We start from the raw sequence: 24,477 nt of genomic DNA on the forward strand, positions 1-24,477 counted from the left end.
CGAGCCCGTCTCAGCCATGCGTCTACCCGCCGGCGAACGCTTTGCGCCGCCGCCGCCCTTGCTTTTTCGGCAAAACGGTCCCATCCGTCAGGCAACACGCCTTCCACCGAGATGGACCAAGCCATGCCCGCCTATCGTTCCCGCACCTCCACCCACGGCCGCAACATGGCCGGCGCCCGCGGCCTGTGGCGCGCCACCGGCGTCAAGGAAAGCGATTTCGGCAAGCCGATCATCGCCGTGGTCAACTCCTTCACCCAGTTCGTGCCCGGTCACGTGCACCTCAAGGACCTCGGCCAACTGGTCGCCCGCGAGATCGAGGCGGCCGGCGGCCTTGCCAAGGAATTCAACACCATCGCCGTCGACGACGGCATCGCCATGGGCCACGACGGCATGCTGTATTCGCTGCCTTCGCGCGATCTCATCGCCGACAGCGTCGAGTACATGGTCAATGCCCATTGCGCCGACGCCATGGTCTGCATTTCCAACTGCGACAAGATCACGCCCGGCATGCTGCTGGCGGCGCTGCGCCTCAACGTCCCGGCGGTCTTCGTGTCCGGCGGGCCGATGGAAGCCGGCAAGGTGCTGCTCACGTCGGGCGTCACCAAGTCGGTCGACCTGATCGACGCCATGGTGGCGGCCGCCGACGACAAGGTGTCGGATGCCGACGTGCGCTCCTACGAGCGGTCGGCCTGTCCGACCTGCGGCTCCTGCTCGGGCATGTTCACCGCCAACTCGATGAACTGCCTCACCGAGGCGCTCGGCCTCAGCCTGCCCGGCAACGGCTCGGTGCTGGCGACGCACGCCGACCGCAAGGCGCTGTTCCAGAAGGCCGGCCGGCTGATCGTCGATCTCTGCAAGCGCTATTACGAAGGCAACGACGAGAGCGTGCTGCCGCGCTCGATCGCCTCCTTCGCCGCCTTCGAGAACGCCATGACGCTCGACATCTCCATGGGCGGCTCGACCAACACGGTGCTGCACCTGTTGGCCGCCGCCCAGGAGGCCGGCGTCGATTTCACCATGGCCGACATCGACCGCCTCAGCCGCCGCGTACCCTGCCTTTCCAAGGTGGCGCCGGCCGTCGCCAACATCCACATGGAGGACGTGCACCGGGCCGGCGGCATCTTCGGCCTGCTCGGCGAGCTGGATCGCGGCGGCCTTCTCAACACCGACCTGCCGACCGTCCACGCGCCGACGCTGAAGGCGGCGATCGGCGAGTGGGACGTCATGCAGTCCAATTCCGAAGCCGTCCGCACCTTCTTCGCGGCGGCGCCCGGCGGCGTGCCGTCGCTCGAGGCGTTCAGCCAGGACCGGCGATGGAACGAGCTCGACGTCGACCGCGAGAAAGGCGTCATCCGCTCGGTGGAGCACGCCTATTCCAAGGACGGCGGCCTCGCCGTGCTGTTCGGCAACATCGCGCAGGACGGCTGTATCGTGAAGACGGCCGGCGTCGACGAGTCGATCCTCGTCTTCGAGGGCGACGTGAAGATCTTCGAAAGCCAGGAAGCGGCGGTGAAGGGCATCCTCGGCGGCGACGTCAAGGCCGGCGACGTGGTGGTGATCCGCTACGAAGGCCCCAAGGGCGGCCCGGGCATGCAGGAAATGCTCTATCCGACGAGCTACCTGAAGTCGAAGGGCCTCGGCAAGGCCTGCGCGCTTCTGACCGACGGCCGCTTCTCGGGCGGCACTTCGGGCCTGTCCATCGGCCACGCGTCGCCGGAAGCCGCCGAGGGCGGCGCCATCGGCCTGGTCGAGGCGGGCGACCGTATCCGCATCGACATTCCGAAGCGCAGCATCGAACTCCTGGTCTCCGACGACGTCCTGGCCTCGCGCCGCGCCGCCATGGAGGCCAAGGGCAAGGCGGCCTGGAAGCCGGTCGCGCCGCGCTCGCGCAAGATATCGGCGGCGCTGCGCGCCTATGCCGCCATGGCGACGTCGGCGGCCAAGGGCGCCGTGCGCGACGTGAGCCAGATCGAGCGCTGACAAAGGAAGAGGGCGGCGGGCGGCCGCCCTCCCGATGGCCGCCAAACCGATCGATCGGCTCCGCATGCCTCGCATCGGCCGTTCGCCGGGCCGGCGGCGCACGGCGGCGGCGGATTGTGCGGCGCCCGATAACCGCCCGAATTTGCATATCAAATCAGTTGTGCAACAAGTCGCCGATTCCGCCTGTTTCGGACGGTTCTGTTGTTTCGATTCATCCAAAGCGCTTTTATTATTTCGCTATCCAAAATATGTTCGATGGAACAAGCAATTGCCCGACTGGCGCATCCTTATCGGGCGGCCCTTGACAAGTGTCATTAAAAGCGCTTTGAATAGCCAGGAAGCAAGATGCCGCGTCTCGTCCCATATCGCCCGAGGAGGGCCGGCGGGCCGGACCTTGCCGCGGCTTCGGCGGACACGCATCAACCGCGCCGGACCGCTCATCCCCGGGAGGACTTCCATGACCATTCGCGCCACCGTCTTCGGCGAGAACGTTCACGAGCAGACCAGCCAGGTCGTTCGTGACCTCTACCCCGATGGCATGCACAGCACCATCGCCGACGCCCTCAACGTCGATCCGTCCATCGAAGCGAGCTGGGTGACGCTGCAGATGGCCGAGCACGGTCTGACCGCCGAAAAGCTCGCCGCCACCGACGTGCTGGTCTGGTGGGGCCACGCCGCCCACGGCGAAGTCAAGGACGAGATCGTCGAGCGCGTCGCCAAGCGCGTCTGGGAAGGCATGGGCCTGCTCGTCCTCCACTCCGGGCATTTCTCGAAGATCTTCAAGCGGCTGATGGGTACGCCCTGCGCGCTCAAATGGCGCGAGGCCGGCGAGCGCGAGCGCCTCTGGGTGGTCAACCGCAATCATCCGATCGCCGCCGGCCTGCCGGAGAAGATCGAGCTCGACATGGAAGAGATGTACGGCGAGCCCTTCTCGGTTCCCGAGCCGGATGAAACCGTATTCATCTCCTGGTTCCAGGGCGGCGAGGTGTTCCGCTCCGGCCTCTGCTACAAGCGCGGCGCCGGCAAGATCTTCTATTTCCGCCCCGGTCATGAAGCCTACCCCACCTATCACGACGAGAACGTGCTGACCGTGCTGCGCAATGCCGTGAAATGGGCCTACAACCCGGCCCCCGCCTGGACGGCGATCACCGAGGCGCCCAACGTGCCGGTCGACAAGGCGCCGGAGCCGATCAAGGAACGCGGCCTCACCATCCACGCCAAGGGCGCTCCCGGCCTGCGCTGAGCGAGCCTTCAAGCGGCCGGCAGCCGTCTGCCGGCCGTCGTTCCTTCCGCCTTCCTGCCCACGGACCCTTCCCACATGCGCCTCATCATCGTCGGCACCGGCAGCATGGCCCGCCACCATGCCAAGCATTTCGCCCAGATTCGCGGTGTCAAAATCGTCGGCTGCGTCGACATCTTCCCGGAACTGGCCACCGCCTTCGCCAAGGAATTCAACATTCCCCACACGTTCGCCACGGTGGAGGACGCCATCGTCTGGGGCAAGTTCGACTCGGCGGCCAACGTCACCACCGATCTCGCCCACCATCCGACCACCATGGCGCTGCTCACCGCCGGCAAGCACGTGCTGTGCGAAAAGCCGCTGGCCACCAACTATGCCCACGCGCTGGAAATGACCGAGGCGGCCGAAAAGGCCGGCCTGGTCGGCATGGTGAACCTCAGCTATCGCAACGTTCCCGAGATCCACAAGATGCACCAGATGGTCACCTCGGGTGTCATCGGCGACGTCAAGCACGTGGAGGCAAGCTATCTGCAAAGCTGGCTGACCGGCACGCACTGGGGCGACTGGCGGACCGAGAGCCGCTGGCTGTGGCGCCTGTCGGAAAATCACGGCTCCAAGGGCGTCATCGGCGACGTCGGCATTCACATTCTCGACTTCGCCTCGTTCGGCGCCGGCACCGACGTGACGCGATTGTTCGGCCGCCTGAAGACCTTCCACAAGGCGCCCGACGACAAGATCGGCGAATACACGCTCGACGCCAACGACAGCTTCGCCGGCACGCTCGAGTTCGAGAACGGCGCCATCGGCGTCATCCATGCCTCGCGCTTCGCCACCGGCTACGCCAACACGCTGCGTGTCCGGGTATTCGGCGACAAGGGCGCCCTGGAAATCCAGAACGGCTCCGACGGCACCTGGCTGCGCGTCTGCAAGGGCGAAAAGGATATCAACAGCCAGACCTGGCGTCCCGTCACGGCCAAGCCGGTGCCGATGAACTACAAGCGGTTCGTCGATGCGGTGAAGGCCGGCGGCACCCTGGAGCCGAGCTTCCGCCGGGCCGCCGAACTGCAACGCATCCTCGATGCGTCCTTCGAGACGGAGAGGCTGAGGACCGAGCTGGCCGTCGCCGGCTGATACGGTTTCGTAGGCAAATCCGAGGCCGCCGGGCTGATCCGGCGGCCTTTTCGTTTCGCCGGGACAAGCCGGCTTATTAAATGGGATTCCCGGCGGTAGCGGGTTGTCCCGGAAAGTCCGGTCCGTCGCCGCGACAACAAAAAACCGGCGTCCCGAAGGCCGCCGGCTTTTGTTCGATCCGTTTGCCGCCGCCTTTACTCGGCAGCGGCGGCAGCCTGTACCGGCTGCGCGTTCTGGCTGACCTGGATGGCGGTCAGCGCGATGGTGTAGACGATGTCGTCGACCAGGGCGCCGCGCGACAGGTCGTTCACCGGCTTGCGGAGACCCTGCAGCATCGGACCGACCGACACGACGTTGGCCGAACGCTGCACCGCCTTGTAGGTGGTGTTGCCGGTGTTGAGGTCGGGGAAGACGAAGACGTTGGCGTGGCCGGCCACCGGCGAGCCCGGCGCCTTCTGCTTGCCGACGCTCTCGACCGAGGCGGCGTCGTACTGGATCGGGCCGTCGACCAGGAGGTCGGGGCGATTCTCCATCACCTTGAGCGTGGCGGCGCGCACCTTGTCGACGTCGCTGCCCGTACCGGAGGTGCCGGTCGAGTAGGAGATCATGGCGACGCGCGGGTCGATGCCGAAGGAACGGGCGCTGTCGGCCGACTGGCAGGCGATCTCGGCCAGTTCGTCCGCCGACGGGTCGGGGTTGATGGCGCAGTCGCCGTAGACCAGCACCTGGTCGGGCATCAGCATGAAGAACACGCTGGACACGATGGAGTTGCCGGGTGCGGTCTTGATGAGCTGCAACGCCGGGCGCACCGTCGAGGCCGTCGTGTGAACGGCGCCGGACACCAGGCCGTCGACGTCGCCCATGGCGAGCATCATGGTGGCGAGCACCACGTTGTCCTCGAGCTGCGCCTCCGCCTGCGGCGGGGTCAGACCCTTCGACTTCCTGAGCTCGACCATCGGCGCCACGTAGCTGGCGCGCACCTTGGACGGATCGAGGATTTCCAGCTCCGGCGGCAGTTCGATGCCGTGGGTGGTGGCGACGTCCTTGATCGCCTTGGGATCGCCGACCAGCACGCAGCGGGCGATGCGCTTCTGCGTGCAGATGACGGCGGCCTTGATGGTGCGCGGCTCGTCGCCCTCCGGCAGCACGATGCGGCGGTTGGCGGCGCGCGCCTCCTGGATCATGCGGTGGCGGAACATCGGCGGCGTCATCAGGCCGCCGTTGCCGCGTGCCGTCGCCGGGGCGAGCGGCGCGAGGTCGATGTGGTCGGCCACGTGCTCGAGCAGCTTTTCCATGCGCTCGGCGTCCTCGTGACGGACGCGGCGGTCCATCGAATTGAGGCGGACGGCGACGTCGTAGGTCTGCAACTCGGTGGTCAGCACCGGCAGGTCGCCGAAGCGCGGCGACAGGAACTCGGAGATGGACGGCGCCATCGGCTCGTCGCAGGTGAGCAGCAGACCGGCGATCGGCATGCCGGAAGACCTGGCCAGCGTCGTGGTGATGATGATGTCGGAGCGATCGCCGGGGGTGACCACCAGCGTGCCGGGCTTCAGCGCCTTCACCACCTTGTCGGGGCTGCGCGCGCCGATGACGATCTCGCCGACGCGCGCCTTCTTGATGTCGCCGGGCCTGAGGATGCCGAAGCCGAGGTCGGAGGCGACGTCGATCAGGCGCGGCGCATTGAGCGCCGGCTCGTCGGAGGTGACGGCGAGCACCGGCACGCCGATATTGGCCGCCTCGAGCGCCTTGGAGAACTCCTCCGCCTTGACGTCGCCGCCGCGGGCGCGGCCGACGATCAGGCCGGCAAACGGACGGCCCTCGGCGAGGAAGCGGTGCTGGGCGTCGGCGAGATCGCCGACGATCGACTTGACGGTGGCGTCGAGACCGGGAACCACCGGGATGATCTCGGCCGACAGCGACCGGCCCATGGCGATGTCGAGGTCGATGGTCAGCGGATGGGTGGTCGACGGCAGAAGACCTTCGACCACCACGATGGAGCGGTTGCCGCGCGCCTCCTCGACCAGTTCGACGATCTCCTCGAGCAGCGTGAAGAGATTGCCGGTGCGGATCATCTCCTCGGCGCGCTCGGCGGGGATCGGGTCGGGCGTGTTGAGGCCGAGCAGCGTGCGGGCGAAATGCACCGAGCGGTCGAGCCCGTCGGGATAGGCCTCGGGATCGGCCACCGGCTTGGCAAAGCCGACGTCGTAGCCTTCGCGCTGGAAGGCGCGGACGAGGCCGAGCGCCACCGAGGAAATGCCCTGCTGGCTGGAGGTGGGCGCCAGGAAGAACGTGCGGTAGGAGGGTTTCGGAGTCATGGCCTTCGTCCCTTTCGCATCAGGCGTTGGCAGGCAGGAGACCGGCGAGGCGGGCCGTGTCCTCGGCGATCACGCGCTCTTCGTCGGTCGGCACGACGATGGCCACCGGCTTTCTCGACCGAGAGACGATACCACTCTTGCCACCGAAGATGGTGGCATTGGCTTCCTCGTCGAGGTCGAGCCCGAGAGCCGACAGGCGCTTCAGCGTCTTGGCCCGGATATAGGCGGAATTCTCACCGATGCCGCCGGTGAAGGCAACGGCATCGAGGCGCGGCAGGGCGGCGGTCAGGGCGCCGATGTAGCGGCAGAGGCGGAAGACGAAGACGTCGAGCGTCTCCTCGGCCTGATGGTTGCCGGCCTGGGCCGCCTCGGTCAGCGTGCGGCAGTCGTTGGAGAGTTCCGACAGGCCGAGCAGGCCGCTCTCGCGGTTGGCCATCTTCTCGAGGCCGTCGACGTCGAGGCCGGTCTTCTTGGCGATGTAGGCGAGCGCGCCGTAGTCGACGTCGCCGGTGCGGGTGCCCATGACCAGGCCCTCGAGCGGGGTGAGGCCCATCGAGGTATCGACGCACTTGCCGTTCAGCACGGCGGTGGCCGACGAGCCGTTGCCGAGGTGGCAGACGACGACGCCGCTGTCGTTGGGATCGAGGCCGAGCAGACGGATGGTTTCGCCGGACACATAGCGGTGCGAGGTGCCGTGGGCGCCGTAGCGGCGGACGCCGAGGTCGCGGTAGTACTTGCGCGGCAGGGCGTAGAGGAAAGCCTCCGGCTTCATGGTCTGGTGGAAGGCGGTATCGAACACCGCCACCTGCGTCAATTTCGGGAAGGCGTGGACGGCGGCGCGCATGCCGATCGCGTGCGCCGGATTATGCAGCGGCGCGAAAGGACAGGTGCCGATTTCCTCGATCATCGCATCGTCGGTGACGATGCAGCTCTCGGTGAAACGCTCGCCACCGTTGACGACCCGGTGGCCGACCGCCGCGACGCGCTCGAACCAGCCGCGCTCCTTGAGGAAGGCCATCAGCGCGTCGACGGCGCCCTGGTGGTTGGTGGGGACCAGCGCGGTCTTGTTCTTGGTGCCGTCGACGTCGATGCGGATCGAGGCATCGCTCTGGCCAAGGCGCTCGGCAAGGCCCGAGGCCAGCGGCTGGCGTTCGCCGAGCGGGTAGATGGCGAACTTCAGCGACGAGGAGCCGCTGTTGATGACCAGGATCAGGGGGGAAGATGTCGACATCGGCGATACTCTATCGATTCTCGTTGGATTGACCGAGGATACGGCGAGCGGCGGCGCCCCCGTCATACCAAATCTCGTGGATTTGCGGCGAATATCCGAGATCGGGTAGATTTGGTATGCGGCCCACCCCGTACCAAAATCAGGGTTGTGAAAACGAAGGAAACATCGCCGATCCTAACGCGATCCAATTTATATTTTCTTTTCATGACTTTAACAAAAACTGTCGCCCGCATTCACGGAATGGCTCGGGCAAGAGCAATGCGCAAGACGCAGACGAGCCGCCCGGCAGCGGCATAAGTACGCGCCGCCGAACAGCTTTTTTAATATCGACTGCTTGCCGGCTGCCGTTCAGGCGCGGCCGAAGCGATCCTTCAGATAGCGATAGAGGGCGCGGATCGCCTGCGCCTCGCCACCCTCCGGCCGGCCGGGCCGGGCCGCCGGCACCCAGGCGAAGATGTCGGCGTGCACCCAGGTCTTCGCCTGCTCGACGAAGCGGCCGAGGAACAGGGCGGCGGTGATCGAGCCGGCAAAGCCGCCGGGCGCCACGTTGTTGAGGTCGGCGATCTTCGACTTCAGCCCGTCCTCGTAGGGCGCCCACAGGGGCAAGCGCCAGAGCGGGTCGCCGGCGGCGAGGCCGGCCGCCGCGAGGTCGGCCGCGAAGGCGTCGTCGCGCGTATAGAAGGGGGGAATGTCCGGCCCCAGCGCGACGCGGGCGGCGCCGGTGAGCGTGGCGAGGTCGACCAGCAGGTCCGGCGCCTCGTCGTCGGCGAACGCCAGCGCGTCGGCGAGGATCAGGCGCCCCTCGGCGTCGGTGTCGCCGATCTGGACGGTGAGGCCCTTGCGCGACGGGAAAACGTCGCCCGGCCGGAAGCTGGCGCCGGAGATGGCGTTCTCGACGATGGGAAGCACGACGCGCAGGCGCAGGTCGAGGCCGGCCTCCATGATCAGGCGGGCGAGACCGAGCACGTTGGCGGCGCCGCCCATGTCCTTCTTCATCAGCAGCATGTAGCTGCCGCCCTTGATATCGAGGCCGCCGGTGTCGAAGACGACGCCCTTGCCGACCAGCGACACCTTCGGCGCGTCGGCCCGGCCCCAGGTGAAGGTGATGAGGCGCGCCTGCCGGCTGGAGCCGCGCCCCACCGCCTCGATCAGCGGAAACTCGCGGGCCAGCAGGTCGTCGCCGAGATATTCCTCGAACACCGCGCCATGCGCCGTCGCCAGCTCGCGCGCGGCGGCGGCGAGCTCGGCCGGCCCGAGATCGTTGGCCGGCGTATTGACGAGGTCGCGCACCATGAAGACGGCGGCGGCCACCCGTTCGGCCTCGGCGCCCTCCTCGCCGTCGGGCAGGACAAGACGGGGCGCGTCGGTCTTCGGCTTCAAATAACGCTCGAAGCGGTAGGCGCCGAGCGCGAAGCCGAGCGCCGCCTCGCCCGGGCCGCCCGGCCAGCCTTCGAGACGGTAGGTACCGGCGGGCAGCCCCGTCGCGAGCTTGCCGGCGAGAAGCGGCGGCCGCGCCTTCTCCTCGCGACCGAGGCCGAACAGCACGGCCGTTACCTCGCCCCCGGCATTCGGCAGCAGCAGGATCGTTCCCTCATCGGCGGAGAAGGCGTTGGCTTTCGCCCAGGCGGCGGCGCCGAGCTCGGCGAGCTTGGCCTCGAGGCCCTCGGCGGTCACGGCATGGACGGGAACGGCGGCTTCATCGGCGGCGGCGAAAACGGACAGCAAGACGGCAAACTCCAGTTGGCATTTCCCCGAGTGTAGAGAGACGGGCGGAGGGCGGCAAGGCGAGGATAGCGGACCGGCGGCGCCGGGTTAACCGGCCGTTAGGGTTAACAGATTACCAAGGAGGACGTCCGAGGCGGCCGCGCCGCCCTGTCATCGCGGTGGGATTGATGCTGCTTTCCGTTCGACGTCCTGCGCTTCTCGCCCTGCTGCTGCCGCTCGCACTCGCCGCCGCCGGGTGCGCCAACAACCGGCCGGTGATCACCACCCGCGGCGACGTCTCGGTGACGGGCTCGGTCGACCGGATGACCGACGCGCAGATCGCCGCCGCCGCGTCGGCCTGGGGCCAGCGCTACGACGCCGATCCCAAGAGCCGAACCAATATCCTGAACTACGCCGCCGCCCTACGGCTCGGCGGCCGCACCGACCAGGCCGTGGCCGTGCTCGAAAAGGGCATGGTCGCCTCCCAGAACGATCCGGAAATGAGCGCCGCCTACGGCAAGGCGCTGGCGGCCAACGGCAATTTCGACCAGGCGCTCAGGGTCATCCGCCAGACCCAGCAGCCGGACCGGCCCGACTGGAAGCTCTATTCGGCCGAAGGCGCCATTCTCGACCAGCAGGGCAATCCGGCCGAGGCGCGCGCCACCTACCAGAAGGCGCTGCAGATCGCCCCCCGCGAGGCGTCGATCTACAACAATCTGGCGCTGTCCTATCTCTTGGCCGGCGACGTCGCCAATGCCGAGAAGACGCTCAGGCAGGCGGCGGCGCTTCCGGGCGCCACCAGCCGCATTCGCCAGAACCTGGCGCTGGTGCTCGGCTTGCAGGGCAAGTTCAAGGAAGCCGACGCCATCGCCCGGCAGGAACTCGACCCGGCGCAGGCGGAGGCCAACGTCGCCTATCTCAAGTCGATGCTGAGCCAGGCCAACACCTGGAAGGAAGCCCGCGCGCAGGGCTGACCGCTTCTACTCCGGCGGCCGTCCGGCACGACTTTCAAAACGCTCTGTCATTCCCCGCGCGGCGGCGCGTAGGCGGCCGGATCGACGGTTTCCGGCCGGCCCGGCAGGTCGAGCCGGGCAAGCCGCGGTGGCGTGTCGGCGATCACCCTGCCGTTGCGGACCACGGCGAGGCGCGTCGGCTTCAGGCGGATCGCCTCCACCGTGTCGCGGGCCTGCAACAGCACGAAGTTCGCCGCCCTGCCCACTTCCAGGCCGTAATCCTCGAGGCCGATCGCCTTTGCCGCCCGGTCGGTAACGCAATGGAAGGCGGTATCGATCGCATCGAGCGCCGTCATCTGGCCGACGTGGACGGCCATCGACGCCACTTCCAGCATGTCGGCCGAACCCATGGAATACCAGGGGTCCATCACGCAGTCGTGGCCGAAGGCGACGTTGACGCCGGCCTTCAGGAGCTCGGGCACCCGCGTCATGCCGCGCCGCTTGGGATAGCTGTCGTGACGGCCTTGCAGCGTGATGTTGATCAGCGGATTGGCGACGGCATGGACGCCGGCCTCCCGCATCAGCGGCATCAGCTTGGAGACGTAATAGTTGTCCATGGAATGCATGGAGGTGAGATGGCTGCCCACCACCCTGCCCTGCAATCCGGTGCGGATCGTCTCGGCGGCCAGCGTCTCGATGTGGCGGGACAGCGGGTCGTCGCTCTCGTCGCAGTGGAGATCGACCATCAGGCCGCGCTCGGCGGCGATCTCGCAGAGGCGGCGCACCGAGGCGGCGCCGTCGGCCATGGTGCGCTCGAAATGCGGAATGCCGCCGACCACGTCGACGCCCATGTCGAGCGCCCTGAGAAGGTTGCGCTCGGCGGTCGGCGACCGGTAGAAGCCGTCCTGCGGGAAGGCGACGAGCTGCAGGTCGATATAGGGGGCGACGCGCTTCCTCACCTCCAACAGCGCCTCGACGGCCAGCAGGCGGTCGTCGCAGACGTCGACGTGGCTGCGGATGGCGAGAAGGCCCTGGCTGACCGCGAGATCGCAATAGCGGAGCGCCCGCTCGACCACCGCCTTCTGGGTGAGAAGCGGCTTCAGCTCGCCCCAGAGGGCGATGCCCTCCAGCAGCGTGCCCGAGCGGTTCATGCGCGGCAGGCCGAGCGACAGCGTCGCGTCCATGTGGAAGTGGGGATCGACGAAGGGCGGCGTCACCAGCCGCCCCGTCGCGTCGATGGCAGTGCGGGCGGGTCCGCCGATCGCCGGCCGGATGTCGACGATGCGGCCCGCGTTGACGGCGATGTCGACGCCGGTGCGGCCGTCGGCGAGATTGGCGTTCTCAATGAGCAGGTCGAGCATGGCGAGCCTCGGTTGGGCGGAGTTCAGGCGGGCGTCCGGACCGTCGGGGCCGCGTCGGTGTGATCCTTGAGGTAGGTCCACAGCCGTTCGACGCGGGCGCGCACCTTGTCCATGTTGCGGAAGATGCGGATGCGCATGTCGATCACCGCCTCGGGATCGACGACCACGAGCTTGCCGGCCTCGATCTCGGCGCGGATGGTGTTGCCGGGCAGCCAGGCCACGCCGCGGCCGGTGATCGCCATGGTCTTGATCGCCTCGGCCATCGGGTTCTCGTAGATCTTGGCGAGATTGAGCGCCTCGCCGCGCTCGGCTAGCAGCACGGAGACCAACCGGCCGAGGAAGGTCTCCGGCGCGTAGGCGAGATAGGGAACGGGCTTTTCCGAGCCGCCCGGCAGCGGGAACAGCGGCGCGCCGGCCTCGTCGGGCGCCGATACCGGCATCACCCGGTCGCCGCCGAGATCGAGCGAGGGAAAGCGCTCGGGGTCGAGCAGCACCGGCACGCGCGGATGCTCGTAGGTGAGCAGGAAGTCGCAGTCGCCTTCCGCGAACATGCGGATGCTGTCATGGAAGTTCTCGGTGATCAGCCGGGCGTGGATCGGCCCGAAGCCGGACTCCACGTCCTTCAGCCACCAGGGAAAGAAGGAGATCGACAGCGAATGCAGCGTCGAGAAGGTCAGGATGCCCTGGCCCTGCGCCCGGCCGGAGCGCAGCTCGGCGCGCTCCAGCAGGATCAGGCGCAACACCTCCTCGGCGGTCTCGCGGAAGCGGCGGCCTTCGGCCGTCAACGTCGTCGGGTAGGTGGAGCGGTCGACCAGCGGCACGCCGAGCCATTGTTCGAGCTGCTGGATCCGGCGGCTGAAGGCGGACTGGGTGACGCGGCGTTCGACGGCCGAGCGCGAGAAGCTGCGCGTGTTGGCGAGGCTCACGAAATCCTCGAGCCACTTGATTTCCACAGATCGGCACTCCCGTTCGAGGCCGCACGGCCTCTTGCGCACAACGACGCGCCCGGAAAAGGGTCACGCCCGTTATGTACGCAGACGGAAGGCAAAGTCGAGGCCCGTCAGCATATTATCAGCGGTCGGCCTCAGCCCTGCCGGGCGAGGAAACTTTCGATCGCCTCGACGACGAGCGCGTGGTCCTCGTTCTGCGGCAGCCCCGACACGGTGACGGTGCCGACGAGGCCGGTACCGATCACCCGGATCGGGAAGGCGCCGCCGTGGGCGGCGTATGCAAGCGGGTCGACCAGCATCGCCTCGTGGAACGGCACGTCCTTCAGCGCCGCCCGCCGGCCCATGTAATAGGAGGAATGGCCGAAGCGCATGACGACGGCGTTCTTGCGGATCACCCATTCGTCGTTGTCGGCGGCGGTGCCGGGGAGCGCGGCGTGGAAGAGCTGCTGGCCGGCGCGCCTCACGTCGACGGTGATCGGCAGGCCACGGGCGCGGCCGAGCTCCATCAGGTGGAGGCCGAGGCCAATGGCGGTGTCGTTGTCGAAGGCCGGGAACTGCAGGCGCTCCTCCTGCGCCAGCAGGTCGTCGAGAAATTCCTGGGAGATGAAAGTCATGGTCGCGTCCCTGCGAATTTTCCGGTGATGAGGCCGACCAGCGGCGGCAGATGCCTATAATAGACGGCAGCGAGCGCCGCGACATAGGAAAGGCCGCCGATCAACACGGCGCCCACAAGACCAAGGGCGGTATGTGGCCAGTCCACCACGTGGACGGCAAGGCCCATGACGAGGGTGGCGGCGGCGATCCGGGCGGTGTCGGCAACCGGGAACCGGAAGCCGCAGAGCCGGATCGCGACGACGGCTGAGAGCGCCAGCGTCAGGCTGGACGCGATAAGCGCGCCGACGACCACGCCCACCAGATAGTCCATGTAGAAGCCGATGGTGGCGAGACCGGTGGTGGCGGCGATTTCAAACAGGCCGATGAGGACGAGCAGGCCGTAGCGGCGGTCCAGCGTCAGCATCTGGCCGGTGGCATGGGCATGATAGGCGCGGACCATGCCGCCGAAAGCGGCGAGGCCGAGGATGGAGCGCGTCACGTCGCGGTAGGTTTCGGCGACCGCAATGTCGACGAGAATGTCCGTGACCAGCCAGAGGCCGACCACCGACGGCAGCAACACGGCGGTCAGCAGGGCGGCATTGGTCTTGAGCTGGTCGAGCGCCGCCTCGCGGTCGCCGGCGTTGATCAGCCGGGCGGCGATCGGGAAGGCGGCGACGGCCACCAGCATCGAGGCGACGGAGGCCGAGCGGCGGCCGAGACCCCAGCCGACGGCCATCAGGCCGAAGGCGGCCGAGCCGCCGATATGGTCGACGACGTAGCGAATGCCGTTCTCGCCGAACCAGCCGATGCCGTTGATGGCCAGCATCGGCCCGCCGTTCAGGATGGCGTCCTTCAGGATGACGAGGTCGAGGCGGGCCGTCCTGAGGCTGGCGCCGATCATCGGCAGGGCGAGGGCGGTGCCGAGCGCCTGCATCGCCGCGTAGGCGAGCAGCAGTTCGCCGGCCGAGGCGCCGAAGGCGCCCGTCGCGAGCAGGCCGGCGACGAGGCCGCCCACCGGTCCCGAGGTCAGGAGCAGCGTATAGGCGAGGATCTTGTCCTGGGCCCGCGCCCGCTCGCCGAAATGGTTATTGAGGCCGCGCGTCACGTAATAGGCGGAGATGATCAGGAAGACGGTCAGCGGATCGCCGCGCCCGTCGAAGAAATGCATGGACAGGCCGGCGGCGGCGAGCTCGGGCAGCGTCAGCAGCACGATCAGCGTCGTCTCGGTCTCGAGGTAACGGCGGCGGCCGTTGGCATCCTCGGCGGGCGGCAGGAAACGCAGCGTGTAGAAGGAGAACCAGGACCGGCTCACCATATAGGCGAGCTCCTGCGTCGAGGTGACCAGGACGAAGGTGGACATCTCCGTCGGCGACAGCCACCAGGTCCAGATCATCATCGACAGGAACTGCGCCACCGGCGACAGGAACTGCGCCGGCAGGTAGAGGATGGTCTGGCGGATCAGCATGGCGGCGCCCCTCCGGGGGACTGGCGACGACAGGCGAAGGCCGTGATGAGGAGGGTTGTCAGAAGCGCGAGCTCCAGCGATTTGGTGGAGAAGGACGAGATGGCCGTCGAGATCACGAAATAGATGCCGAGCGGCATGAGGACGGATGGGCCGAAGCGGCGAACCAGCTCGCCGAAGAAGGCGGCAAGTCCCAGCAGAAAGAACAGCGTGACGAAGCCGCCGTAATAGGCAACGAAGCCGATGTAGGCGCTCTCGATGGCGTAGGGCGTGCCTATTCTCGGCAGCATTGCCTTGACGGCGGCGACATCCGGACCAAACACCACCTCCGGCCAGGACATGTCGCGGAAGATCGAGAGCATGGCGACGCGCGCCATGGCGCTGCCGTCGTCGTCCACGAAACGATGGAGGATGCGATCGATCATACCGCCGTCGACGACGAGGATGACGCCGATCACCAGAAGGGTGGTCGCCAGGATGGCAGCCGCCGCCGTTGCCAGCGAAAAGCGCCATCCGAGCAGCAGGCGGGCGCCGGCGCCGGCGGCTATGACGAACAGCGCGGCGGCCGACAGGACCATGGCGGTTCGCCCGCCGAAGAAAGACAGCGCGCCGAAGTGAAACGCCACGAGAAGGAGGCGCGGTCCCCGGCGGAAAGGTCCGGCGCCGAGGGCCAGCGACACCAGGCAGACCGCCGTGGTCATGGCGTTCATCAGCGGATGGCCAAGCAGCGCCGTCGCCCGCCATTCCCAGGACAGCAGTTCCCCGTTGACGTAAAGGGGCGTCAGCCGGAAACCGCCCAGCACCTCCGCGTAGCCGAGCAGGCTGTTGACGGCGAGGATCCCTTGCACGAGGAGCGCCAGGCTCCGCATCTCGCCGGCTCCGAGGCGGACAAGCGAGGCGAACAGGCAGGCGGTCAGCACGAAATTGTCGATCACCTGCGAAATAGGCGTCTTCTGCACGAAGATCACCTGGAACGCCAGGAGACCGATCGCCAGGAAAAAGACGATCAGGCCCGGACTCTCGCGCCAGCCGCGGACCAGGAAGGCGGCGACCCCGCCGTCCACGACGATCCAGGCCATCAGCGCCGGCACCGACAGGTAGCTCGCCGGATGGATCTTGACGAGCGGGCTGCCGCCGGCCGCGTCATAGGGGATGCCGATCAGATTAAGCATCTGGCCCGACAGCAGAAAGAGCGCCAGGACGGACAGGAACGTCAGGCCGACGGCAAACGGCCGGACGTCGATGACAACGCCGGCACCAGCGGAGCTGTAGGAAACGGGAAGCTGAAACGCCCGTACGGCCATGCCGGTGTCGACCCCTGACGAACCCTGTGAAAACCAGGGGGATCGTCGTGGCCGCATGGTTAACCGGCGGTCTTCGCCGTACGGCTGGCGTCTCTATTTCGACCGACAGCGTTCACGTTTCCTTAAGCGCGCCGACTTATGGTTAACAACGTGCAAACATGGGCGGAAAGCAAGTTGAACAACCGCTTTACATACGACGAGAAGGATGCCGGCAGGCCGGCGGCCGAGGAAACGCGCCGCCCGGGCGAGGTCGACATCGGCGTGCTTCTGTCCATCCTGTTCCGGCAGTGGTTGCTGATTTTGGCCATCACGTTGCTGTTTGTCGGCGTCGGGCTTGCCTATGCGACGCTCGCCCCCCGGGTCTGGCAATCGACGGCGCGCGTGTTGCTCGACCCCCGCGACAAGCAGGTGGCCGGTCCCGATCTGTCGCAGCCGATCCAGGGCATCGATGCCGTGTGGATCGACACCCAGGCCAATATCGTCACCTCCGCCGCCATCCTGTCGACGGTCATCGACACGCTCGACCTCGAGCATGACCCGGAATTCGGCGGCACCAGCGACGAGACGCTCAGGGCGCTCGTCAAGGCCATCAAGGTGGCGCGGGCCGACCAGACCTATGTGCTCGATATCTCGGTGCTGAGCGACTCGGCCAGCAAATCGGCGCGTATCGCGCAGGAACTCGCCGAGGCCTTCGTCGCCAACCAGGTCGAGGTGAAGGCGGCCGCGGTCCGCGAGGCGAGCAACCTCATCAACCGTCAGCTCGACGACCTCCGCTCCAAGGCCCGCGCCGCCCAGGAGAAGCTCGAGACCTATCGGCGCGACCACGGCATCCTCACCGCCAACGGCCGTTCGGTGGACGAGGACACGCTGCGCCAGCTCAACGACGCCTATGTGGCCGCCCGCCTGCGCACGCAGGATGCCAAGGCCCGCCGCGACAAGATCGCCGCCGCCCGCGCCAGCGGTTCGGACGCCGCGCTCGGCGGCATCGACTCCACCGTTCTGAGCCGCCTCAAGATAGAACGGGCGCTGGCCGCCCGCACGGTCGGCGAGCTCGCCCAGGACCTCGGTCCCAGCCATCCCCGCATGGTGGCGGCGCGCGGCGACCTTTCCCGCGCCGACGCCCAGATCGAGGCCGAGCTCAAGACGCTGTCGGCGAGCACCGATGCCGAATACCAGGTGGCGGCGGCCGCCGAGGCGTCGGCACGCAAGGCGCTCGACGACGCCAGCGCGGTGGTCACCGACACCAGCGAGCGGACCATCGAGCTGCGCGAGCTCGAGAACGAGGCCTCGCTGCGCGCCGACATGTACAAGAACTACGTGGCGCGCACCGAGGAAATCACCCTGCAGGCCAACACGCAGGTATCCGACGCGCGCGTCATCGCCCCGGCCAATGTGCCGCTTTCGCCCTACGCTCCGCGCCGAACCATCATTCTGGCGCTTGCCGGCATCGCCGGCCTCGGCCTCGCGCTGACCATCGCCGTCTATCGCGGCCGCCGCTATCTGCCGGAATACCGGTGGATCGAAGAGGCGGCCGTCGCCAAGTCCGTCGGCGAAACCAGGCCGGCCGTCGCGGCGGGCACCCTGCAGGAGGCAGTCCTCGACTTCGCAGAAGTGGCGGCCGAGGCGGATGATCCCGATGAGGCGCCGTCGCCGATCGTGGCCGAAGACGAGGCGGACCGGGCCGAAACCGCTCTCTCCGACGACGCTCCGGCAGCCCCGCCGGTTCTCGCCGAGCTGTCCGTTGCCACGCGGGTCGTCGCCCACGACCGGCGGGGGCGGCCGGCCATTCGGACCGCGCGCACCATTCTCACCAGCGCGATCGCCGATGGCGAGGGAGTACCGCTGCCAACCGCCGCCAAGACGTTCGAGGACCTTGCCCGCAACGTCACAACGGCGGCCGGGGCATCGCGAAAGATCCTGGTGCTCGGCGCCAACGACGGACCGGCGGCCGCGACGGTCGCCTTCGGCCTCGCGCACGTCCCGACCGAGGACGGCGTTCTGCTGGTCGACGCCTCCTGGGACGATCTGCCGCTCTATCGCGCCTACGTCGACGAGACGATGCCCGGCGTGATCGACGTCATCGCCGGCACGGCCGATGCGGCCAGCGTCGCCATCTGCGAGGGAGGCCCCGACGTCACGCTGATCGGCGTCGGCGGGCCGGACGCGGCGGCCGATATCGCCGCCAACGTCGGCCGCATCGCCGACTTTGTCGACAAGCTCTCCCACGATTTCGGCCGCGTCGTCCTGCATTGCGGGCATCGCCATTCGCCGGAGCTGCTGAAGGCTCTCCTCGCCAGGGTCGACGCGGTGCTGATCGTCGCCGACGCCGTCGTCGAGGACGACGACGAGGCGGCGGAGATGGTGCGCGACCTCCTGGGCGCCCTGCCGGCCTTCACGGGCCTGGTGCTGGTGACGGAGCGCCCCGAACAACTCGCCGTCGCCGAGCGAGCCTGAAGGGCGCCACCCGACGGGGTGTGCCGGCCACGCCGGCCGGCGACGCCCCATCCGTCCAGCGCCTGGCGTGGACGGCCGGGGCAATCGCTTGCTTCCGTCGAAAACAAATCGGCATTTCGTTACAATTTGAAGGATCGGATAAATCCGGACTGAACGGCGATCGACCTAAGCTGGCAGCGAGCGGGAAGAGCCGTGTTTGCAGCACGGCCCTCCCCGGACGTTGCAATTCGCTGGGAGGCGGGGATGGGATCTTCATGGTCCGTCGCGCGTCTCCGGCGTCGGGATGGCGCTTGACGCGCCGGAGAGTCGCCAATGTCAGGTCTGTTCCATGATCGCCCGGTCACGGCCCCCGCCGCCGATCCCACCGAGGCCAATCACGCTCCCGAACCGATCGCGGTGATCGATGCGGCGCGTGTCAATATCGGCAAGCAGGCGGACCTCGTCCACCTCGTCACCTTCGACGCGCTGACCGGCCGCGGCGGCACGGTTTTCACGCTGAACCTCGATCATCTCGTCAAGCTGGAGCACGATCCGGCCTTCCGTGCCGCCTATGACCAGGCGACCTACGTGTCGGCCGACGGCGCGCCGGTGGTGGCCATGGCGCGGCGTCAGGGCGCCAATCTGGTGCGCGTCACCGGCGCCGACCTGGTGCGGCCGCTCTGCGAGGCGGCGGCGCTGGCCCGGATTCCCGTCCACTTCTTCGGCACCACCCCCGAAATTCTCGCCACGACCGAGACCGTGCTGCGCTGCGAATATCCGCGCCTGATCGTCGCCAGCCTCGAGAGCCCGCCCTTCGGCTTCAGCCCCTTCGGCATCGACGCCCGGGCCGCGGCCGAGCGCATCGCGTCGAGCGGCGCTCGCATCTGCTTCATCGCGCTCGGCGCGCCCAAGCAGGAAATCTTCGCCGAATTCGCCAGGCGCTGGGCGCCCGGCGTCACCTTCGTATGCATCGGCGCGGCGCTCGATTTCATCGGCGGTGGCCAGAGCCGGGCGCCGCAGGCGTTCCAGGCCGCCGGCCTCGAATGGCTGTGGCGGCTCATCCACGATCCGCGCCGCCTCACCAAGCGCTACGCGCTGTCGGCCCTCTATCTCGTTCGCTACAATGTCCGCGAACTGGCGGGCCGGCTGTCGCGGCGGCGCTTCTTCCCGGCCTCCGACGATACCACCCGCCAGGAGTGAACAGACGATGGTCCATCGCATCACCCTCTTTCACTCGATCGATCCGCGCGGCGGCAAGGTGGGCGGCATCGAAACGCACGTGCGGCTGATGCTGTCGCGCCACCCCGACAGCGTGTCCATGCTGCTGGTCGGCATCGACGAGCGCGGCGACCTCGAGATCGGCAAGCCGGTGGAGATCGAGTACGACGGTCGGTCCATCGACTTCCTGCCGGTGGTTCACATTCCCGGCGACAGCCTGCATGCGGCGGCCAGGAAGATCACCCAGTCGGTGACGCTGCGCTTCACCCTCGGCATCATGCGCCATCTTCTCACCATCCGCCGCCTCGCCGCCGGGGATACCGCCTCGACCGAGATCGAGCGCTTCGAGCAGGCGATCCCGGCCCGCCTGATCGGCCATCCGGTGGTGCAGCTCGTGCATAACGAGGGCACCAGGGGCGACAAGATGGACAGTCTTCTCGGCCGCCACTGGTGGCTTCATCGCCTCAGCGAGAAAATCGCCCTCGCCCTGGCCAGCCGCGTCGTGGGCGTCAATCCCAGCATCATCGCCCGCTACGAGCGGGAGATGCCGCTGATCGCCCGCAAATCCGAGTTCATGACCGTTTCGGTGGATACCGAGCGGTTCCCGGCGGCGCCTTTTCCAACAACCGACGTGTTTCGCGTCGTATTCGCCGGCCGGCTCGATGCCTTCAAGGATCCGCCGCTGATGTTCGAGACGCTGCGGCGCCTTCACGCCAGGCTCGGCGGCAAATTGGAATTCCATTATGTCGGCACGTCCGATCCGCACCGCGACAAGGAGTTCGCGGCCATCGAGCCGTTCACCGTCCGCCACGGTTTCCAGACCGGAGAGGGCGTGTCGGCGATCATGCGCGACTGCCATGCCGGCATCCTCACCTCCTATTTCGAGGGCATGCCCTGCTATCTCCTGGAGGCGCTTTCGAGCGGCCGGCCGGTGGGCGCCATCCGGCTGCCGCAATATGATCCGCTGATCGAGGCCGGCGTATCCGGCTTCCTTGTCGAGCGGCCGGAAGACCGCGAGGCGGCCGCCGAGGCGATGGCCGACGGTTTCGCGCGGCTTGCCGCCGACATCGCCGCCGGCCGGCTCGACCCCGGAGCGATCCGCGCCAAGGTGACGCCCTATTCGGTGGCGGTGCAGATGCCGAAGCTGTTCGAACGGCACATCGCGCTCGGCCGTGTCCGCTCCCCGGCCCGTCAGCCGGGCGCCGCCAGCCCGGCGAACAGCCGCTCCCACTGACCGATGCCGGCCTCGGCCGAGAATTCCTGCGCCCGGGCGACGCCGGGCGCCGGATCGGGCGGCGTCGCCAGCGCCCGATCGAGCGCCGCCGCCAGCGCGGCGGCGTCGCCGACCGGCACCAGCTCGCCGTAGGGTCCGGCCAGGATTTCCCGCGACCCCTCGCAGTCGGTGGCGACCACCCGGAGGCCGGCGGAGAGCGCCTCGACGGTGGTCATGCCGAAGGCCTCGGTGCGCGACGGTACCGCCGCGACGCGGGCAAGGCCGTAGACCTCGGCCGCCGAGGCGACGCGCCCCAGGAAGCGCACGCGATCCCCGATGCCGAGACCGGCCGCCCGCTCGACAAGGCGCTGCCGCTCGGGTCCGTCGCCGCCGATGACGAGGCGCGCGTCGGGCGTCGTCAGGCGGGCGAAGGCGTCGAGCAGCAGGTCCATGCCTTTTTCCGGCGACAGGCGGCCGACGGCCCCGACGATCGGGAGGCGGGCGGCGATGTCACCGGCCGTGGCGGCGGCAATCATCGGCACCGGGTTATAGATGCGTTCCGTCCGCGCCGCCGGCGCCCGCCATCGCTCGACGAGCGCCCGGACGATGCCGTCGGACACGCCGACGAAGCGGCTGGTCAGAAGAGCCAGCAGCGGCAGGCCGTAGTAGCCGGCGGCCGACAAGCGGCCGGTCTTGTACTCCTCGAAGCCGTGATAGGAGAGAACCAGCGGGGTCCGCGACAGGGCGAGGGCCTTGGCGAGCGCCAGCTTGACGCAGGAGACCGATACGGCGGCGGCGGCCACGTCGAAGCGGCGGCGGCGCAGCAGGCCGGCGAGCCGCAGCACGGCGGCGGCGTGGCCGCCCCCGATCTCGATCGCGTCGACCGCCGGATCGACGCCGTCGCCGGCCATTTTCTCGTCGAAGGCGAAGGTGACGCGATGACCGCGCGCCGCAAGGCCGTTGGCGAGGATCGCCCAGACGCGCTCGGCGCCGCCGCCGCCGGAGGCGCGGGTGTAGAGAAGGATATCCAGCTTCGGCATCTCGTCTCCAGAACGGCAATGACCGGCGCGAGGTTATCCTCGGCGCGTTCGCCCCGCCAAGCGGGAAAATAAGCGGCCGCCGCCCGAAAACCGGCCCGCCGTCCTCGCCAAGGCAGCCGGGATCGGCTATCGAGACGCGACCCCCGCCGATGTCCGGAGTTCCCGTTGTCCGCCCAGCCCGTCATTCGCCGCGCCGCCGGCTCCGCCGTCGGCCTCGGCATCTTCATGATGTTCTTCGGCGACTTCACGTTCGCCGTCAACGACATCATGGGCAAGTGGCTGGCGAGCACCTTCCCGGCCGGCCAGATCGTCCTGGTGCGGTCGCTCGCCGCGCTCGTGGTGCTAGTGCCTCTGCTTCTGAAAGGCGGCGCGCCGGAGCTCGTTCGGCTGGAGCGGCCGGGAATGCAGATGTCCCGCGCCGGCCTGGCAACGGCGGAGATCGTGTTCTTCTACATGGCGATCCGCTTCCTGCCGCTCGCCGACGTCATGACCTTCTATCTCGCCGGGCCGATCTACGTCGCCGCCCTGTCGCCCTGGCTGCTCGGCGAGCGGGTGGGCCGCCGCCAGTGGCTGGCCATCGCCATCGGCTTTGCCGGCGTCGTCTTCGTGCTGCGGCCGGGCTCGGGCAGCCTCTCGTGGGCGGCGCTGATTTCCATCGCCGGCTCGCTCTGCTACGCCATGGTGGTGGTGCAGAGCCGCCAGCTCCGGGGCACGCCCGACCGGGTGCTGGTGTTCTGGCAGACGATCGGCGCGCTCGTGGTGGGCGCCGTCCTGGCGCCCTTCGGCTGGGTGGCGCCGGGCCTTACCGACCTCGTCATGCTGGCCGCCCTCGGCATCATCTCGATGACCGCCCATCTCTGCATCGCCCGCTCGCTCAAGCTGGCTCCGGCCGCCATGGTGGCGCCGATCCAGTATTCGCTGCTGCTCTGGGCCATCCTGTTCGGCTGGCTGGTGTTCGGCGACCGGCCACGGCCGTCGATGCTGATCGGCGCCGCCGTGATCGTCGTCGCCGGTCTCGTGGTGGTGGGCGGACGCGGCGGCCGTGGGCGCGCGGCGACAGGCGCCGACTGAGGCCCTGTCGGTTGCCGGCGAATGTCGCTATGATTCGCGTCAGCCGAGTTCGGTTCTTTCAGGAGGTTGTGTTCATGCGGTCTTCGGTTCCCGTCCTAACAGCGTTGGTTGTCGGGCTTCCGGTCCTCGCCACGCCCGGTCTCGCTGCCGACTGCAGCGCCAAGGGCGACGGCTTCGGCACGTGGCTCGCCGGCTATTCGAAGACGCTCGTCGACGCCGGCCTTCCCCCGGACACGGTGCGCTCGGCCCTTTCCGGCATCGCCTTCGATCCGGCGGTGATCAGGAAGGACCGGGGACAGGGCGTCTTCTCGCAGACCTTCGCCGAGTTCGCCGGCCGCATGGTCAACAAGAACCGCCTGACCATCGGCGCGCAGAAGATCAGGAACAATGCCGACCTGTTCGGCCGCATCGAGGCGCAATACGGCGTGCCGCCCCAGGTGATCGTCGCCGTCTGGGGCCTCGAAAGCGACTTCGGCGCCAATACCGGCGATTTCCCGACCCTGCAGTCGCTGGCGACGCTGGCCTACGACTGCCGCCGGCCGGTGATGTTCCAGAACGAGTTGCTCGACGCCGTCCAGATCGTGGCGCGCGGCGACCTCACGCCGTCCGAGATGAAGGGCGCCTGGGCGGGCGAGCTCGGCCAGACGCAGTTCCTGCCCTCCAACTACCTTCGCTACGCCGTCGACTTCGACGGCGACGGCCGCCGCAACCTCATCAAGAGCGCGCCCGACGTGCTGGCCTCGACCGCCAACTATCTCCAGTCGCTCGGATGGGCGGCGGGCCAGCCCTGGCTCGTCGAGGTCGACATTCCCTCGAACCTGCCCTGGGACCAGGCCGATCTGCCGATCAAGAAGCCGGTCGGCGAATGGCAGGCGATGGGCGTGCGCGCCGCCAACGGGGCCATCCCCGACGGCGTGGCGGCGCTCTACCTGCCGATGGGCCGCTTCGGCCCGGCCTTCCTCGCCTATCACAATTTCGACGTCTACCTCGGCTGGAACGAATCGCTGGTCTATTCGACGACCGCCGCCTATTTCGCGACGCGGCTTGCCGGCGCGCCGCCGGTCGGCGCCGGCAACGGCAAGGTCGAGGCGCTCGGTGCGTCCGACATCGCCTTCATTCAGGGCGCGCTTACCGCACAGGGCTTCGACGCCGGCCCCAAGGACGGCAAGCTCGGCCAGCGGACACGCGAGGCGGTGCGGGGCTTCCAGTTGAAGGCCGGGCTGCCGGCCGACGGCTGGCCGGATTCGGCCGTGCTCCGGGCGCTCAGGTGACATCGG

Annotated in this window: 18 protein-coding genes; 9 read left to right on the plus strand and 9 right to left on the minus strand. The window is 68.2% G+C overall.

What is annotated here, in order from left to right:
- The first annotated feature begins 123 nt into the window (after positions 1–123).
- The 3 genes from ilvD to CJ014_RS08150 all read left to right on the plus strand — a co-directional run bounded on the left by ilvD (position 124) and on the right by CJ014_RS08150 (position 4,351).
- A complete protein-coding gene (gene ilvD, locus CJ014_RS08140; protein WP_100079972.1) occupies positions 124–1,980 on the plus strand; it encodes a dihydroxy-acid dehydratase in 1,857 nt (618 codons plus the stop codon).
- A gap of 457 nt (positions 1,981–2,437) precedes the next feature.
- Positions 2,438–3,223, plus strand: coding sequence for a ThuA domain-containing protein (locus tag CJ014_RS08145; RefSeq protein ID WP_100079973.1), 786 nt, complete (start codon positions 2,438–2,440; stop codon positions 3,221–3,223).
- A 75-nt stretch (positions 3,224–3,298) separates the two neighbouring features.
- A complete protein-coding gene (locus CJ014_RS08150) occupies positions 3,299–4,351 on the plus strand; it encodes a Gfo/Idh/MocA family protein (RefSeq protein WP_100079974.1) in 1,053 nt (350 codons plus the stop codon).
- A 194-nt stretch (positions 4,352–4,545) separates the two neighbouring features.
- On the opposite strand, the gene pta is transcribed toward CJ014_RS08150, so the two are convergent.
- From pta to CJ014_RS08165, 3 genes are all read right to left on the minus strand, one after another.
- Complete coding sequence (gene pta / locus CJ014_RS08155) at positions 4,546–6,666, minus strand: phosphate acetyltransferase (RefSeq protein WP_100079975.1); 2,121 nt, start codon at positions 6,664–6,666, stop codon at positions 4,546–4,548.
- A 19-nt stretch (positions 6,667–6,685) separates the two neighbouring features.
- A complete protein-coding gene (locus CJ014_RS08160; protein WP_100079976.1) occupies positions 6,686–7,897 on the minus strand; it encodes an acetate/propionate family kinase in 1,212 nt (403 codons plus the stop codon).
- Positions 7,898–8,245: 348 nt separating this feature from the next.
- On the minus strand, positions 8,246–9,622 hold the full coding sequence (locus CJ014_RS08165) for a leucyl aminopeptidase family protein (protein WP_100079977.1): 1,377 nt from the start codon (positions 9,620–9,622) through the stop codon (positions 8,246–8,248).
- Between the two features lie 167 nt (positions 9,623–9,789).
- Here CJ014_RS08165 and CJ014_RS08170 point away from each other — a divergent pair, with 167 nt between their 5' ends.
- Positions 9,790–10,575: a tetratricopeptide repeat protein gene (locus CJ014_RS08170; protein ID WP_100079978.1), complete on the plus strand. Its 786-nt coding sequence runs from the start codon at positions 9,790–9,792 to the stop codon at positions 10,573–10,575.
- Positions 10,576–10,622: 47 nt separating this feature from the next.
- On the opposite strand, the gene CJ014_RS08175 is transcribed toward CJ014_RS08170, so the two are convergent.
- From CJ014_RS08175 to CJ014_RS08195, 5 genes are all read right to left on the minus strand, one after another.
- Complete coding sequence (locus CJ014_RS08175; RefSeq protein ID WP_100079979.1) at positions 10,623–11,915, minus strand: amidohydrolase family protein; 1,293 nt, start codon at positions 11,913–11,915, stop codon at positions 10,623–10,625.
- 23 nt (positions 11,916–11,938) lie between these two features.
- Positions 11,939–12,868 (minus strand): LysR family transcriptional regulator, encoded by a 930-nt coding sequence (locus CJ014_RS08180; RefSeq protein WP_165790792.1) that lies wholly within the window; start codon positions 12,866–12,868, stop codon positions 11,939–11,941.
- Positions 12,869–12,999: 131 nt separating this feature from the next.
- A complete protein-coding gene (locus tag CJ014_RS08185; protein WP_100079981.1) occupies positions 13,000–13,479 on the minus strand; it encodes a heme-degrading domain-containing protein in 480 nt (159 codons plus the stop codon).
- Entirely contained in the window at positions 13,476–14,924 is a 1,449-nt protein-coding gene (locus CJ014_RS08190; protein ID WP_100079982.1) for a lipopolysaccharide biosynthesis protein, read from the minus strand. The genes CJ014_RS08185 and CJ014_RS08190 overlap by 4 nt, the downstream gene beginning before the upstream one ends.
- Positions 14,918–16,225, minus strand: coding sequence for a VpsF family polysaccharide biosynthesis protein (locus CJ014_RS08195; RefSeq protein ID WP_100079983.1), 1,308 nt, complete (start codon positions 16,223–16,225; stop codon positions 14,918–14,920). Before CJ014_RS08195 ends, CJ014_RS08190 begins: the two co-directional genes overlap by 7 nt.
- 174 nt (positions 16,226–16,399) lie before the next feature.
- Between CJ014_RS08195 and CJ014_RS27795 the strand changes: the two genes are divergently transcribed.
- From CJ014_RS27795 to CJ014_RS08210, 3 genes are all read left to right on the plus strand, one after another.
- Positions 16,400–18,679 carry an exopolysaccharide transport family protein gene (locus CJ014_RS27795; protein ID WP_165790793.1) on the plus strand — a complete coding sequence of 760 codons (2,280 nt, stop codon included), beginning with the start codon at positions 16,400–16,402 and terminating at the stop codon, positions 18,677–18,679.
- A gap of 312 nt (positions 18,680–18,991) precedes the next feature.
- The gene (locus CJ014_RS08205) at positions 18,992–19,858 is read left to right on the plus strand and encodes a WecB/TagA/CpsF family glycosyltransferase (RefSeq protein WP_100079985.1); all 867 of its coding nucleotides are present in this window, start codon (positions 18,992–18,994) and stop codon (positions 19,856–19,858) included.
- A gap of 7 nt (positions 19,859–19,865) precedes the next feature.
- Positions 19,866–21,110 carry a glycosyltransferase gene (locus CJ014_RS08210; protein WP_100079986.1) on the plus strand — a complete coding sequence of 415 codons (1,245 nt, stop codon included), beginning with the start codon at positions 19,866–19,868 and terminating at the stop codon, positions 21,108–21,110.
- On the opposite strand, the gene CJ014_RS08215 is transcribed toward CJ014_RS08210, so the two are convergent.
- Positions 21,068–22,129: a glycosyltransferase gene (locus CJ014_RS08215; RefSeq protein WP_100079987.1), complete on the minus strand. Its 1,062-nt coding sequence runs from the start codon at positions 22,127–22,129 to the stop codon at positions 21,068–21,070. The genes CJ014_RS08210 and CJ014_RS08215 overlap by 43 nt on opposite strands.
- Positions 22,130–22,294: 165 nt before the next feature.
- On the opposite strand from CJ014_RS08215, the gene CJ014_RS08220 reads away from it, so the two are divergent.
- Together CJ014_RS08220 and CJ014_RS28150 are read left to right on the plus strand one after the other, a co-directional pair.
- Positions 22,295–23,200, plus strand: a complete 906-nt coding sequence (locus CJ014_RS08220; protein WP_245427184.1) for a DMT family transporter — start codon at positions 22,295–22,297, stop codon at positions 23,198–23,200.
- A 74-nt stretch (positions 23,201–23,274) separates the two neighbouring features.
- Positions 23,275–24,471 (plus strand): lytic murein transglycosylase, encoded by a 1,197-nt coding sequence (locus CJ014_RS28150; protein WP_245427186.1) that lies wholly within the window; start codon positions 23,275–23,277, stop codon positions 24,469–24,471.
- Positions 24,472–24,477 lie beyond the last annotated feature (6 nt).

Origin of the sequence: Pleomorphomonas carboxyditropha (assembly GCF_002770725.1) — a bacterium.
GTDB classification, from domain to species: domain Bacteria; phylum Pseudomonadota; class Alphaproteobacteria; order Rhizobiales; family Pleomorphomonadaceae; genus Pleomorphomonas; species Pleomorphomonas carboxyditropha.

What these genes read in the sequence shown, in the direction of transcription:
- ilvD (WP_100079972.1), top strand. Translation starts at nt 124, where the DNA reads ATGCCCGCCTATCGTTCCCGCACCTCCACCCACGGCCGCAACATGGCC.
- CJ014_RS08145 (WP_100079973.1), top strand. Translation starts at nt 2,438, where the DNA reads ATGACCATTCGCGCCACCGTCTTCGGCGAGAACGTTCACGAGCAGACC.
- CJ014_RS08150 (WP_100079974.1), top strand. Translation starts at nt 3,299, where the DNA reads ATGCGCCTCATCATCGTCGGCACCGGCAGCATGGCCCGCCACCATGCC.
- pta (WP_100079975.1), bottom strand. Translation starts at nt 6,666, where the DNA reads ATGACTCCGAAACCCTCCTACCGCACGTTCTTCCTGGCGCCCACCTCC.
- CJ014_RS08160 (WP_100079976.1), bottom strand. Translation starts at nt 7,897, where the DNA reads ATGTCGACATCTTCCCCCCTGATCCTGGTCATCAACAGCGGCTCCTCG.
- CJ014_RS08170 (WP_100079978.1), top strand. Translation starts at nt 9,790, where the DNA reads ATGCTGCTTTCCGTTCGACGTCCTGCGCTTCTCGCCCTGCTGCTGCCG.
- CJ014_RS08175 (WP_100079979.1), bottom strand. Translation starts at nt 11,915, where the DNA reads ATGCTCGACCTGCTCATTGAGAACGCCAATCTCGCCGACGGCCGCACC.
- CJ014_RS08185 (WP_100079981.1), bottom strand. Translation starts at nt 13,479, where the DNA reads ATGACTTTCATCTCCCAGGAATTTCTCGACGACCTGCTGGCGCAGGAG.
- CJ014_RS08190 (WP_100079982.1), bottom strand. Translation starts at nt 14,924, where the DNA reads ATGCTGATCCGCCAGACCATCCTCTACCTGCCGGCGCAGTTCCTGTCG.
- CJ014_RS08195 (WP_100079983.1), bottom strand. Translation starts at nt 16,225, where the DNA reads ATGGCCGTACGGGCGTTTCAGCTTCCCGTTTCCTACAGCTCCGCTGGT.
- CJ014_RS08205 (WP_100079985.1), top strand. Translation starts at nt 18,992, where the DNA reads ATGTCAGGTCTGTTCCATGATCGCCCGGTCACGGCCCCCGCCGCCGAT.
- CJ014_RS08210 (WP_100079986.1), top strand. Translation starts at nt 19,866, where the DNA reads ATGGTCCATCGCATCACCCTCTTTCACTCGATCGATCCGCGCGGCGGC.
- CJ014_RS08215 (WP_100079987.1), bottom strand. Translation starts at nt 22,129, where the DNA reads ATGCCGAAGCTGGATATCCTTCTCTACACCCGCGCCTCCGGCGGCGGC.
- CJ014_RS28150 (WP_245427186.1), top strand. Translation starts at nt 23,275, where the DNA reads ATGCGGTCTTCGGTTCCCGTCCTAACAGCGTTGGTTGTCGGGCTTCCG.